A 12,858-nucleotide genomic window follows, 5' to 3' on the forward strand; every position below is an offset into this window, starting at 1 on the left:
AACGTGCTGACGCGCTTGCCGACACACCGTGCCGCCGACATCGCGCAACTGCTTCCTCATCGCTGGACGCCGACCACGGCCTGATCGTTTCCGCGATTGCCCCCGTCGGATGCCTTCCCCGGGTGCTTACTTTGCAGCCTCGCGGCCCACCAGAAACCCACCGAAACAGCCCACGCGCCAAAAGTCTTCGAACTGCGCAGCCGACACCTGTTGCAACGGGATGTGCTGGTTATTGCCCGCATTGAAGACGACAACGCTAGCGGCTGATCGTCCGGCACCGGGCGACGACGCCAACTGGAACAGCCGCATAACATCCGCTTCGCTGGTGACATCTACGACAACGGGCGTGCCATTGCCTTCGCCAAGACTCTTGACCACCTGCTCGAGCTTCTCGATCGTTCGACCGCCCACGAGGACGTGAAAGCCCCCGCGAGCGAAGCGACGGACTACTGCGGCACCTAACCCCTCCTCCGATCCCACGCCCACTACAACTGCAGTCGGTTGCATGCTTCTCTCCTTTTAACTTTTACCCATCACGTTAACGCGCCCGACAGGATGCGGACGAACGGCAACAGGCATTACGCTGCGACGGCGGTCTGCCGGTTCATGCGGCCGACGATGTAGACCATCAGAACCGCCAGGGCCAGAATCAGCGCCCCAAGCCACATTGAGCTATGCAGCCCCGCATGGTTAACTGCGATACCACCCGCCAGTGAGCCAAGCCCAATGGACAACTGAAACACACCCGTGTTCATCGCTTGCGCAGCTTCTGGCGCGTGCAGCGTCGCGTTGTACAACCACAGTTGAGTGCCGACCGGCGCCATTCCCCATGACACCGCCCATACGAGCAACGCCAGGCCGGCAAATAACGGGCTGGCAGCAAATGCCGCGATAGCCGCCAGCGACAGCACGAAAATCCAGACTGTTGCGACCACGGTGTTGTGCAAGTTACGGCCAGCGAAGGCGCCCCCTACGAAGTTTCCCACGACTGTCGCGACACCATAGGCAAACAGAAGAACGCTGACGATCCCGGTACTGAGGTGCGTGATCTGCTCCAGATAAGGGGTGACGAAGGTATAACCTGCGTATTGACCGGCCACAATAAAAATGACCGTCAGGAAGATTGCACGAACCTTGGGATCCTTCAGCAAACCGAAGAAATCCCGCACATTCACGCCATGCTTCATCTTGAGCGACGGGAGAAAGACAAACTGCAACGCGAAGCAGACGATCGCGAGCACGCTGGCACCCACAAATCCGTCGCGCCAGTCAGCATGAGCACTGATGTACGAACCGGCCGGCACCGCGATGACCGAGCCGATCGATATGCCTGCGAACACGATTGACGAAGCCGCATGCACTTTTTCCGGCGGGACAAGCTTCGCCGCCGCAGTAATCGAGATCGCCCAAAACCCGCCGACCCCGATGCCCAGGATGACGCGTGCGATCAGCAAAGTTGCAAAGCTCTCTGCCTTCCATGACAGCACGCTCGAGACGATGAGCAGCGCGGTGAGCCCGAGCAGCACCCGCTTGCGATCGGCCCGGCCGATCGCAATGGCGGTGACCGGTGCAGCGAGGAAACCAAGAATTGCGGTCGCGGTAACGGCAAGGCCGGCCGTTCCTTCGGCTACTCCTAGATCGCGACTAATGCCCGGCAGCAAGCCGACGGGCAAAAACTCGGTGACGACCAGCGACAGTGCGCCGAGCGCGATCGCCAGCACACCGGGCCACGAATAGGTCGAAGCACGACTTGGGTCTTTCTGTTGAATGGGCATTGCGAATTTCCTAGACGCTTGCGATATGGGAGCGATGTCGGCCGCCACATCGATGGGTTCTGCGCGGGCCCGACTTGAGACATTTCAGCATGATGGTAGCCATTCTAGTTTTGTTATGCAACCATATAAACGGGACATTTTTGCTTGCGCATAACGTATATGACTATTGCAAAATCCTCTTATTTCAGCGCAAACGCGTATTCATAGGCCACGTTGTCCACTCAGACATTCCGGTTGCATGAACGAACCAGAACTGTTAAGCTTTTCGTACGGTTTCATAATGAAACCAGATTTGGCGAATCGATCGCCTACGTTGTCCAACCCGAATCCCGGAGAACCTCATGGCTTCCACTCACAACCGACTGACTATCAAGGCGGAAACCTCTGCCTACTGGCGCATCATCATCGAGAACCCTCCGATCAATCTGTACGATCCGGAAATGTTCGCGGAGCTGAATGTCCTGATGGATAAGATCGAAGCCGATCGCGAGTTGAAGGTCGTCGTGTTCGAAAGCGCCAACACCGATTACTTCGTGGCCCACTACGATCTCGAACGCGGCGAAGTCGTCCCGGAACAACCGGGCGCCGCTGAGTTCAGCGCGTGGCCAAAGTTCGTCACGCGCCTCGCGCAATCGCGCGTGGTCAGCGTGGCCAAGCTTCGCGGCCGTGCCCGCGGCCACGGCTCGGAGCTGGCGCTGGCCTGCGACATGCGTTTCGCGTCGAAGGAAAAGGCCGTGCTTGCGCAGGTCGAGGTCGGTGTCGCTGTAGTCCCGGGGGGCGGCGCGACGGAATGGCTTGCCGCGCTTGCTGGCCGCTCGCGCGCACTGGAGATCATTTGCGGCGCCGACGATTTCGACGCCGATACCGCCGAAAAGTACGGTTGGGTAAATCGCTCGATCCCTGATGCGGAACTGGACGCCTTTGTCGACAATTTCGCGCGCCGCGTGGCGAGCTTCGAAAAGCGCGCGCTGGAACTCGCGAAGAAGCTCGTCAACGCGCGCGCGGGTGTTCCGACCGAGGCGGATCGCTGGTCGTCGAACCAGGCCTTCATTGGCACGACTTCGTGGCCGGAAACGCAAGCGTTGATCGGCAAGATGTATGAGAAGGGTTTGCAACAGGATGGCGACTTTGAGCTCCGCCTCGGTCACCACGTGGGTCACGTTGCGCGATAAGCCGCGTCACGGTCCCGAATCAGCAAGGTGGCGCCGTTATCGTGGCGGCGTCGCCTTGCTTTCAGGGCAGCACGAAGCAGGCTCACGATGGGCCTGCACGCAGCACGTTTGAGTGGCCGGCGAGAGATCAGATCGATCTTTCGCCAGCGCGGCGATCAGGTCGCATCGCAAGTACATCACCAATCAGGTGCGGTAGATCGGCGCACCTTGAGAAGCGCCCGTCGCGCCACCATCCAGCACGATCTCCTGCGCGGTGATGTTGGAAGATGCGCTCGACGCCAGAAAGAGCACCGCGTCGGCAACTTCATCCGGCTCACCAAGGCGGTTCAACGGAATCTTCTGCGTGAGTTTCGCTTCGAGCGCACGCATTGCGTCCTGTGAGGTTGCAACGACATCCCAGATGGATGTGCGAGTGGCACCCGGCGTCACCTGATTCACCCGAATACCCTTCGGGGCCAATTCCGCCGCCATGACACGGGTGAGTGAACGAACGGCACCCTTCGTTGCCGCATAGGCAGACCAGCCCGGCACTCCTTGCACGGCATGCACCGACCCGTTCAGGATCACCGACGCGCCCGTCTTGAGGTGCGGAATACACGCCTGCACGGTGAAGAAAACGCTGGTCAGGTTCGTGGCGACCAAGGTCTGGAATACGGCCGGCGTCGTCGCGCCCAACGGCGTCATACCTGCCACACCGGCGTTCACAAACACGATGTCAACCGCACCTAAATCCTTTGCAATCTGATTGACGACAGGCTCGATGGCTGCCGCGTCGCTCACGTCGAGCTCGTACGTCGACAGATGCTCGCCCAGTTCGCTTCTCGCCTGCGCAAGCGTCGATGCATTCCTGCCGGTTATAGCGACCTTCGCACCCTCCGCAATAAACCGGCGAGCCGTAGCCAAACCGATCCCGCTATTGCCGCCAGTGATCAAGGCGACTTTTCCATGGAGCGTCATCGATATCCTCTTTTGCAAAAACCCAGCACGACCCATCGTCCACACGAATACGGACAGCGCAGATGGACAAGCGGACTGGCTGGTGCAACATGGTCTCGTAGCGAGCCATGTGCCATTCGCGATCTTTCGGCAGATCCTCGCGAATGCCTCCGCGAGCAGGATCTGCCGTCAGCATCGGTCAAGCCTTCTGATAGCGCGGTGCAGGCGTACCAGTCTGCGTTGCCGCGAACAACGCGGAGCGCGCCGCATCGTACTTCGTCCACAGGCTTTCGTCGGCGACCGACGGCCAGGTGACCGCTTCACCGTTGTCGAGGCCGACCAGCGCAGCGTCGACCATATTTTCCGCGCTCATCACGGTTTCCGGTCGAAGCGCGGACAGCGGCACGCCGGAGACGCCTTCCGACCAGATTTCGGTCGCGGTCGACGCCGGTAGCACCACCTGCACCTTCACGCCGGTGTTCGCCAGTTCGTCCTGAAGACCGCGCGTGAAAGCCAGCACATACGCCTTCGTGCCGCTATAAACCGAACTCACCGGCAACGAGTGGACAGCAAGCACCGAAGCGATGTTGATGATCACCCCGTCGTTGCGCGACAGAAACCCCGGCAGCACGGCGTGCGTGAGTCGCGTCAACGACGTGACGTTCAGCGCAACCTGCGACGACGAATCGTTCAACGACGACTGCGCGAGCGGGCGCAGCCTGGCAAAGCCCGCATTGTTGACGAGCACTTGCACGCTGGCATCGTTCGCCAGCACCGCTTCGACCCTGGCGACGTCGGTCTCCTTCTCGAGGTCGGCGACCAGAACCTGAACCTTGGCACCGTGCGTTTCGGACAGTTTGCCCGACAGCGCGGCCAGGCGGTCGGCACGCCGCGCGACCAGGATGAGGTCGTAGCCACGGGCGGCCAGACGGTCAGCATAGACAGCGCCGATACCCGAGGATGCGCCGGTCACGACGGCGGTTTTCCTGGAAGTGGACATGCATTTCTCCGCTATAAACTTGAGCGCTCAATTATTTGATTGAGCGCTCAAGTTTATAGCGGTATCGTTGCTACTTGTCAATCGTGCTGTACTCAACCATCCTTACGTCATGGGAAAGAAACGCGATGAAGCGGCTACCTCGGTAGCCGGCGTGGGCCGGGCGCCATGCGAAGAAAAGAGCCTTTTTGAGGATCTGGTGTGCACCAATACCTCGCTCAGGCGCGCGGCACGGCGCCTTGGCAATCTGTATGACGATGCGCTTGCACCGTTGGGCCTGAAGGCAACGCAGGTGGGGCTATTGGCGGATATCGAGCGGCTCGCAGCCGCTAACGACCGGCAATGGCCGACCTTGCAGGATCTCGCGGGCAAGCTCGCGATCCAGATTTCGGCGGTGACGCATGCACTGCGGCCGCTGATCCGGGACGGTCTGGTGGAATTGCGAACGGGCGAGCAGGACAGACGGACCAAGCGCGCCGTTTTGACGGACCTCGGCACGGCCCGCCTGCACGAAGCCGTCGCCTATTGGGCAAGGGCAAACCAGCGCGTGGAACAGGTATTGGGCCGCGAGTCGGCTGCCAGCTTGCGGGCGCTCGCCGATCACGTGGCTTCCGATGCGTTCCTCGACGCATATATCGATGGCCAGACTGGAATCGCAAAGCGCTCCTAGTCCCGCTCGTCTGCGAGTCGACGCACGAGTCGATGTTGCCGTGCTACCCGTCCAAGATCGACGAGACCTCAATTTGAGCGACTCCCGTGACCGTATTGGCCCATAAACCGGTCGTACCTTTCTGGCTGCCGAATGTCGCAAACTGGCCGGCAGTACGCGTTCACCCAACCCGCCGGATAGCTGCCGTTGAAGACTCCAATGTGCGCTCTGTAGAACGTTCATCAAACTGGCGTTTTGGCCTAAGGCGAGATTCGAAAGAGCGCTGCTCGGCCGCTCGGAGAGCGGGCCTGACCGATAAGCAGTCGTGTGATCACCGCAGAGCCGACGCCATTCTGCGATCTTTGCTGATCTTCTCAATCGACGGAGGACGCCTTCTGCATGTCCTCCGAAGTAGAGCCATGCAACAAAGCCGCCCGCGATAATCATCGCGAGCGTGATCCCCCAGTAGAACAGGCTCGTTCGACAGGCCGGCAGCTGCGGAGCCTGCCGCAGGTTCCACCAATGCAGCAGTTCGGCGGCAATGCCCCCGGCGCACCCTACCCCGCCACAAGCCAGCCTCCTTCGATCACCATCGCGTTCTCCCGTGACGTGTTCGTGCAATCGCTTCGATGCGCTGGAAGAGCATCGAATACTTATGACGTAACTTCCGGCGGCGCCGACTCAAGGGATAAGGCATCCGCAAAGTTACGCGAGGTCTCGACTTGCGCCAGGAGCATGTGAGATTTTTCGGCGACGAATTTTCATTCGCTGTCAGTACGCTCACGTTCGCGCTCGCATTGATATCGGCCGCCATTGTGCGCTTACGCACACTGGCGAGTATCCGGATTCAAAAGCTTGACTATCCTTCTTGAGCCTGATGAGTTCATCGAACCAGGCAGTCGCGAGGTTTGCCTCGCGCCCTGGCGATCATCCTTTCGAATAACGGGGACAACGTGGACAAAGCCGCGCGCTTCCTGATCAAAATGCACAAGCCCGATGACGGCGCGTCATTGTCGCTCTCGGGAACGAACGCTACGTTCAGCATCGAGCCGTTGTTCCGCAGCATCGAAAAACCTGCCGCGCTCGGGGTCGCAGGCGCACCGGTCTGGCACATCGCGACGCCCAGCGGTGGCGCGCTGGACGGTAATCCGTGGGATCACTGTCATGACATGGTGCAGCAGGGCTTCGGTCTGGCAGGCGGCGGCCTGGTGTTCGCGGAACCGGATTTCGCGCAACGATGGCAATCGGCATCCGACGAGCAGCAAGCGTTCGCCGCAACGTCGCCCTGCACGGCGGTCCAGCAGGAAACGGCAGGCCTTCCGGGCGTCGCGGGCAATGATTTTTGGTATCAGGACGAAGAACATTCGCAATTTGCAGCGGCGCTCGAGCAGACGGGTGCGCCGGCCGACGGGATCGCGCGCGTCGCGCACCTCGATACCGGCTACGATCCACGGCATGAAAGTCTGCCATCGGGTCTGGAACCCGCGCTGCAGAAGAACTTTATCGACAATGACCGCCCCAACGACGCGACCGACGACTCGTCCGGCGCGTTCAACAATCTCGGCCATGGCACCGGCACGCTCAGCATTCTGGCGGGCAAGCCGACCGCCGGTCTGCAGCGCCTGGGCGCGGTGCCTTTCCTGAAGATCGTGCCGATCCGCGTGGCGAACCGCGTCGAACTGTTTTACGGCAGTTCGATCGCCCGCGCGTTCGACTACGTGCACGCGCTCAACGAGAACGAAGCCACGCGGGTTCATGTCGTGTCGATGAGCATGGGCGGTCTTGCAAGTCAGGTCTGGGCCGAGGCAGTCAACGCGTTGTACGACGCGGGCGTGATCGTGGTGACGGCGGCGGGCAACAACTACGATAACCTGCCCACGCGCAACGTCGTCTTTCCCGCGCGCTTCAATCGCGTGATCGCCGCGTGTGGGGTGATGTCGAACTTCGCGCCTTACGCCAATCTGAAGCCGACGCAGATGGCAGGCAACTATGGGCCGAGCCAGAAGATGCGGACTGCCATGGCGGCTTACACGCCGAACATTCCGTGGGCGAAATTCGGCTGCAGTTCGGTGGTGGACTTCGACGGCCGGGGAACGTCCGCCGCGACGCCGCAGATCGCGGCCGCCGCCGCCTTGTGGATCACGAAGAACAAGACAGCGTTCAGTACCTGCACCGAGCCCTGGATGAAGGTCGAAATGGTGCGCGCGGCGCTGTTCGGCAGCGCGAACAAGACGATTCCCGATCGCGAGAAATTTTTCGGGCAGGGCGCATTGCGCGTGCAGGCGGCGCTCGCCACGCTTCCGGCAATCGGGAGTCTGAAAAAAGAGGACCCCGATTCCGCGAGCTTCGCGTTCCTGAAGGTGCTGACGGGTCTCGGCATACAGGACGAAGATCCGAATCGTCAAAGGATGCTCCAGCTCGAAGCGCTTCAGCTTTCTCAATCCGCCCGTATCGAAGCACTTCTGCCGGACGCCGACGTCGATCCGGATACGCTGACGCTCGCTCAGCGCATGGCCCTGCGTGACGCTCTGGTGTCGCATCCAGATGCATCGAACGCGCTACGGCAGGCCTTGCGCGCGCCTCCGTCGCCGCCGCCCGCGCAGCCGGCCATGTTGTCGAGCATGGGCAGGCTGCATCTGGCGCAGGCGCTCGCCCCGAAAACGCCCGAGCCTTTGATGCGGCGCCTGCGAATCTTTGCGTACGATCCTTCGCTTGGCCGTTCGCTCGATACCCTTTCGATAAATGAGACGGTGGCCCAGATTCGTTGGGAGCCGAAACTTCAGCCGGGGCCGAGCGGCGAATATCTCGAAGTCATCGATGTCGATCCGGCGAGTGGATGTTGCTATGCGCCGGTCGATCTGAGTCATCCGAATCTGCTCGCTTCGGACGGCCTGGCGCCCTCGGAGTCCAATCCGCAGTTCCATCAGCAAATGGTGTATGCGATTTCGATGAAGACCGTCGAGCACTTCGAGAAAGCGCTGGGGCGCGTGTCGCTGTGGGCACCGCGCGTAATCGAACAGACGAGCGTCGACGCAGCCGGAAAACCGACTGTCACGAAGCACTTGCGATACGTGCAGCACCTGCGCATCTATCCTCATGCGCTGCGGGCCGAGAACGCCTATTACAGCCCGGAAAAAAAGGCGCTGCTGCTCGGCTATTTCGCCGCGCGGCCGGAAGCATCCGGTCTGCCGACGGAGCCGGTTTTCACCGCGCTGTCGCACGACATCGTCGCGCACGAAACGACGCATGCGTTGCTCGACGGGCTGCATAGACGCTTTCGCGAGCCGACCAATCCCGATGTGCTCGCCTTCCACGAAGCGTTCGCGGACATCGTGGCGCTCTTTCAGCATTTCACGCTGCGGGATTCGCTGCGCAGCCAGATCGTCGAATCGCGCGGCGATCTCACGCAGCAGACCTTGCTGCCAAGCATCGCGGTTCAGTTCGGCGCGGCGACCGGACACTATGGCGCGCTGCGCGATGCCATCGGAAAGATGACCGACGACCGCGAAGGTGGGCGCAAATATGAAGTCGTCAAGCCGGACGTCAAGGACTACCAGAATTCGCGCGTCTGCGGCGATCCGCACAAGCACGGCGCCACGCTCGTGTCCGCTGTGTTCGATGCGTTCATGCGTATCTATTCGCGGCGTGCGCTCACGCCGATTCGGCTCGCGACGAGCGGGTCGGAAGTGCTGCCGGCCGGGTCCTTGTCGGTGGATCTCGCTGACGCGCTGACCGACGTCGCGACGAAAGTGGCCGCGCACGTTCTGAACATCTGCATCCGTGCGCTCGATTATTGCCCGCCCGTCGACATTACCTTCGGAGACTATCTGCGCGCCATGATCACCGCGGACCGCGACCTCGTGCCGGATGACCGCTTGGGCTATCGCGTGGCGTTCATCTCGGCTTTCGCCGCGCGCGGCATCTACCCGGAGAACGTGCGCAATTTTTCGGTCGACACCATGATCTGGGAGCCGCCGCCCGAGCCGTTCACCCACATCGAGTCGCTGCTCAACAGGCTCAGTCTGACGTGGGACATGCAATCCAGACGATTTCAGGCGTGGACATCGTCGCGGGAGAACGCATGCAGGATGCACAACTGGCTGAAGGATCCCAAGATGGTCTCGGACGACGAACTGGCCGTGCTCGGCCTGAGGCGCGAGCCGAACGAAGACTATTCGCTCGCCGATGCCGACGGCAACACCCATGTCTGCGAACTGCACGGCATCGAAGTGCATTCCGTACGGCCGCTGCGACGCGTCGGTCCCGACGGACAACTGCTCGCGCAACTCATCGTTGAACTGACCCAGTCGCTGCACAGCAAGGACGGCACGGGACTGGTGTTTCGCGGCGGCGCTTCGCTGGTCATCGATCTCGTTACACGGACCGTCACTTACATGATTCGCAAACGTTTCGACCAGCCGAGCCGGGTGACGCAGCAGCAATCGCTGTGGCAACAGCTCGTGCAGGACCGTGGCAATAACTACGACGGCGTGTCGGGCGTCGTCTCGGAGCCATTCGCGCTGCTGCACGGCGTCTACGGGGGGCAGTCATGAACGCGCAGGCAACTCCGCGAGTCGTCGTGCGAACGTACCGGCACGGTCTGGGCGATTGTCATCTCGTCACGCTCAATGCGGCCGATGGATCGAAGTATCGGATTCTGATCGATTGCGGCGTCATTCTCGGCACGCCGGACGCCGAAGCGCGCATGACCGACGTGTTGGAGAACGTGTGCTCGGAGAGCGGCGGGACAGTGGATCTGCTGGTCGCCACGCACGAGCATTGGGATCACCTATCGGGTTTTTTGCAGGCGGAGGAATCGTTCAAAAATCTCAAGGTGTCGAACGTGTGGATGAGCTGGATCGAAAATCCGGACGACAATCAGGCGCGGCAAATCAAGGCGGATCAGAACACGGCGCTTCAACTCGTGCGTTCGGCGGCGCTGCAACTGGATAGCACGGCCACGAGCGACGGGCATCCGCTCATGTCGCTGCTGGAGTTCTTCGGCGTCGCGGGACAAGCCACCGTGATGGCGAAGTATCGTCGCCGCACGCACCGCCTCATTGCACCAGCGGCTTTGCCGCAGAATTCGCCTCTTCCGCATCGTCGGACAGTGGCACGCTGTCGAGCAGTCGCAATTCCGCATCCGAAAGATGTTTCACGCGCCGCCTGCTGTGTCGCGGCTGCGCCTGCCCCATGAAGACATCCTTGGGCACGGGTCCGAGTAGTGCCCTCGCCGACTCGACGCGCTGCTTCGCTGCAGCGTCGCCGATTGGCAGGAAGTCGGTGCGGCATAGCCTGATCAGTTCGGGTCGCGACAGCGCCTGTTGGCAGCCGACGGCAAAGTGGAACACTGACAGACACTTGTGCTTGGCCAGTGACACCCGATGAAAACCGCTGCTGGAGGTAATCAGGTCGCGTAATACCGCCGACTTGACCACCCGCACCAGGTAATCAAGTTCGACCAGCAGTGTCGCGATCATGTAACCGTAGGGTGATGCGAAGCCGAGCACAAGACTGGCTGGCTCGCGCGATTGGAGAATCGTGTAGTCGAGCCCCTTTTGTTTCATTGCATCGAGCTTCGCCAGGATATTGCGTTGCTCGAGGGCGATCGCATGGCGCAGGCCAGCAATACGCTCGCTGATTTCGATGGGTTTCCAGTCGGCGTATGGGTTGTCGTTCGCAGACAGCGACCAAAGTGCGCGCAAGGCTGCCGCGACACGTTTGCCGCCGGCCATCGGATAACCCTTCTCACCCGGTTTAACCGAGCGACCAAGAAACATGCGCATCGCGTCGCGGGTGTGCAGGTTCATCCGGTCGCCGCCGTCACTCGACAGGCCGCCGATCTGCCTGATTTTGAGGGCATTCGAAACGGTGACGAGCGCATCAGCCTCCTGGCGCATCGTGTGCAGGTCCTGCATGCTTTGCAGCGACTGTTCGCGCTCCGTGTACAGCTGGTAGCGTGCGAACAGCGGATCGGCAGGATCGGGGTCGCCGTCGGCGATAAGGTCTACCAGGATCGCGCGTTCGCCGTCGAGATCGTAGCCGTCGACGAACGGCGAGGAAGATGACCTGGAAAACGCATCGATCGCGGCATCGACCTGGGTTCGGCGTAGGGTGACCATCAGCGACTCCTCGGGGTGAAATGATTGATCGGTTGCGGCATTGACCCGCGATTGTCGAAAGCGACTCGCCGGTAATCGCGCAGAGAGGGAAAATCCTGTAGCGGTAGCGACAAACTTCGCTTCCGCAGATTTTCCTGGCGTTGTGTTGGAAGCAACCGAGCCACGCTTCCCTCCTTGCCCGCATTGCCGGCGCAGTGCATCGCGAAGCGCAGCCAGGTTGTGTCGGGCAGTTTCGACCGATGACACGGGAGGCAGTTGGCTAATGAACTGCTCTTCGCGTTCCCGCAGCGCCACCTGTCGGACGGCTGCGAGTCGGCGGCTCTCGCGCTCAAGATGAGCTTTGGCCGGAATGAAGTCACCCGCGTGATAGCGTTTGACCAAGCTGCCGACGTAGGCGACCGGCCATTTGACAGGGTGATGCCGGTGACTGGCGGCCATCTCGTCAAGCATGATCTGGCGATCTTCCAGGGGAACGCGGGCGAGATGCTGCGCGATGGGCTGCTGTTCAGCGGCATGCACGCAACTGGGCCATATCAGATCCGGAGACTCGAACGTGATAACCGGGCAATCAATTTCGGCGCGGTGGTCCGGCTGTCGCGAGCGTTGCCGTTGAGGATTCGTCCTTATATCTTGTCCCACCACCACAGCGGGTCGCGCTTTATCGACGATGCCGACGTGGAGTGGTGGCGCAGCGGTAGTCGTCTTATCGGGAGCGCCTGTAGTCGTAGGTGTATTCGTACTTGTAGTCGTATACGCGCGCGCGTTGGCATGTACGTTTCCCGCCGACTACCATGTACGAAACCCGCCAACTGCAATGTACGTTTCTCTCCTTCCAATTTCGCCGGTTGGGAGAAATTGGTGAGGGACTTTCGCACATCGATCCGGTTTGGAACCGGGATTGTGCTTGCCAGAAGCGATCGAATGCGATCCCGGATACAAGGCGTGGCGGGGTGGCCGACCCCGACGTAGAGTTGTCTATCGACTGCCGCGTGACGTCGGAGCGGAGCTCACCGGCTTCTGGTTTTGGACAGGCGAAAGACCGCTTTCTCTGGTATGTCGCTTGGTGAATGGTTAAGCGCTGCCAGGACAATGTCTTGTCGAAGAGTGTCACCCACCTCGTGCGCAAATCAGGGAATGTGTTACCGCGCATGGCGCCGAAGAGAACACGCTCAGCATCAAGTTCACGAAGTTTCGAGATGATGCTGGG

At 60.9% G+C, this 12,858-nt stretch carries 8 protein-coding genes; 3 read left to right on the forward strand and 5 right to left on the reverse strand.

The window, feature by feature from the left end; all coding sequences use genetic code 11:
* Nucleotides 1–126: 126 nt before the first annotated feature.
* Nucleotides 127–507 carry an SDR family NAD(P)-dependent oxidoreductase gene (locus AWB68_RS38380; RefSeq protein WP_087649429.1) on the reverse strand — a complete coding sequence of 127 codons (381 nt, stop codon included), beginning with the start codon at nucleotides 505–507 and terminating at the stop codon, nucleotides 127–129.
* 71 nt (nucleotides 508–578) lie between these two features.
* Nucleotides 579–1,775, reverse strand: coding sequence for an MFS transporter (locus tag AWB68_RS38385; RefSeq protein ID WP_087649430.1), 1,197 nt, complete (start codon nucleotides 1,773–1,775; stop codon nucleotides 579–581).
* Between the two features lie 341 nt (nucleotides 1,776–2,116).
* Between AWB68_RS38385 and AWB68_RS38390 the strand changes: the two genes are divergently transcribed.
* Nucleotides 2,117–2,947 carry an enoyl-CoA hydratase/isomerase family protein gene (locus AWB68_RS38390; protein WP_087649431.1) on the forward strand — a complete coding sequence of 277 codons (831 nt, stop codon included), beginning with the start codon at nucleotides 2,117–2,119 and terminating at the stop codon, nucleotides 2,945–2,947.
* 183 nt (nucleotides 2,948–3,130) lie between these two features.
* On the opposite strand, the gene AWB68_RS38395 is transcribed toward AWB68_RS38390, so the two are convergent.
* Together AWB68_RS38395 and AWB68_RS38400 are read right to left on the reverse strand one after the other, a co-directional pair.
* A complete protein-coding gene (locus AWB68_RS38395) occupies nucleotides 3,131–3,904 on the reverse strand; it encodes an SDR family NAD(P)-dependent oxidoreductase (RefSeq protein ID WP_087649432.1) in 774 nt (257 codons plus the stop codon).
* A gap of 178 nt (nucleotides 3,905–4,082) precedes the next feature.
* Nucleotides 4,083–4,883, reverse strand: a complete 801-nt coding sequence (locus AWB68_RS38400; protein WP_087649433.1) for an SDR family NAD(P)-dependent oxidoreductase — start codon at nucleotides 4,881–4,883, stop codon at nucleotides 4,083–4,085.
* Nucleotides 4,884–5,079: 196 nt separating this feature from the next.
* Here AWB68_RS38400 and AWB68_RS38405 point away from each other — a divergent pair, with 196 nt between their 5' ends.
* Together AWB68_RS38405 and AWB68_RS38410 are read left to right on the forward strand one after the other, a co-directional pair.
* Complete coding sequence (locus tag AWB68_RS38405; RefSeq protein ID WP_235028736.1) at nucleotides 5,080–5,550, forward strand: MarR family winged helix-turn-helix transcriptional regulator; 471 nt, start codon at nucleotides 5,080–5,082, stop codon at nucleotides 5,548–5,550.
* A gap of 932 nt (nucleotides 5,551–6,482) precedes the next feature.
* Nucleotides 6,483–10,082 carry a S8 family serine peptidase gene (locus AWB68_RS38410; RefSeq protein ID WP_200828914.1) on the forward strand — a complete coding sequence of 1,200 codons (3,600 nt, stop codon included), beginning with the start codon at nucleotides 6,483–6,485 and terminating at the stop codon, nucleotides 10,080–10,082.
* A 504-nt stretch (nucleotides 10,083–10,586) separates the two neighbouring features.
* On the opposite strand, the gene AWB68_RS38415 is transcribed toward AWB68_RS38410, so the two are convergent.
* Nucleotides 10,587–12,170: a PFL_4669 family integrating conjugative element protein gene (locus AWB68_RS38415; RefSeq protein WP_327384126.1), complete on the reverse strand. Its 1,584-nt coding sequence runs from the start codon at nucleotides 12,168–12,170 to the stop codon at nucleotides 10,587–10,589.
* Between the last annotated feature and the right edge of the window lie 688 nt (nucleotides 12,171–12,858).

It is taken from the genome of Caballeronia choica (genome assembly GCF_001544535.1).
Taxonomy (GTDB): Bacteria; Pseudomonadota; Gammaproteobacteria; order Burkholderiales; family Burkholderiaceae; genus Caballeronia; species Caballeronia choica.